The sequence below is a fragment of the Segeticoccus rhizosphaerae genome, assembly GCF_009192725.1.
In the GTDB taxonomy this organism is placed as follows: Bacteria; Actinomycetota; Actinomycetes; order Actinomycetales; family Dermatophilaceae; genus Segeticoccus; species Segeticoccus rhizosphaerae.
The window spans coordinates 1-781 of the sequence record NZ_VOHR01000640.1; the positions used below are offsets into that span (position 1 = coordinate 1).

Sequence of the window (781 nt, forward strand, 5' to 3'; positions counted from 1 at the left end):
CCACCGCCATCGCCGGGGCGCGCGACCTCGGCTCCTGGCTGGTTGCGCTCGAGCTGGCCACGCTGCCGGTCGTGGCGCTCGTCGCCCTGCGCGGTCTGGCCCGGGCGGTCGACGGTGCGGTCTCGCTGCTGATCACCTCGCTCGTGTCGTTCGCCTTCCTCGCCCTGGCCGCAGCGCTGTGGTTCACCGCCACCGGCAGCGCCTTCCTCGACACCGACGCCGCCCTCGCGGCAGCAGGAACGCCCGCGACCCACGCGATCCTCGTGCTGGCGGTCGTGCTCTTCGTCGCGGGCGTCGGGTTCAAGCTGTCCCTCGTGCCCTTCCACGCCTGGACCCCCGAGGCGTATGTCGGTGCGCCGGTGCCGATCGCGGCGTTCCTGGCGGCCACCTCCAAGGTTGCCGCACTCGCGGCGCTGCTCGTGGTCGTCCGGGCGGTCACCGTGCTGGGCGCTCCGGCGCTGACCGCCATCGCCATCGTCGCGGCCCTGTCGATGACACTCGGCAACGTCATGGCGCTGCGTCAGGACGACGTGGTCCGGCTGCTCGCCTGGTCGACGGTCGCCCAGGCCGGTTGGGTGGTCATGCCGCTCGCCGTGGTGTCGCCGCTGGCGGTGACCGCGTCATCGGGCTACCTGCTGGCCTATGTCCTCGCGACGGTGCTCGCCTTCGCCGTGGTGGCCGCGCTCGCGCACGTGTGGGGACTGGCGCGCGCACGTCAGCTCACGGCATACCGCGGCCTGCTGCGCGGGCACCCGCTGCTGGGCGTCTCGCTGGGGCTAGA

1 protein-coding gene is annotated in these 781 nt (G+C 73.4%); it reads left to right on the forward strand.

Annotated elements, in window-relative coordinates:
* Window positions 1-781 (forward strand): proton-conducting transporter transmembrane domain-containing protein (locus FRW57_RS22265; RefSeq protein ID WP_275263262.1); only part of this gene is annotated, 781 nt, incomplete at both ends.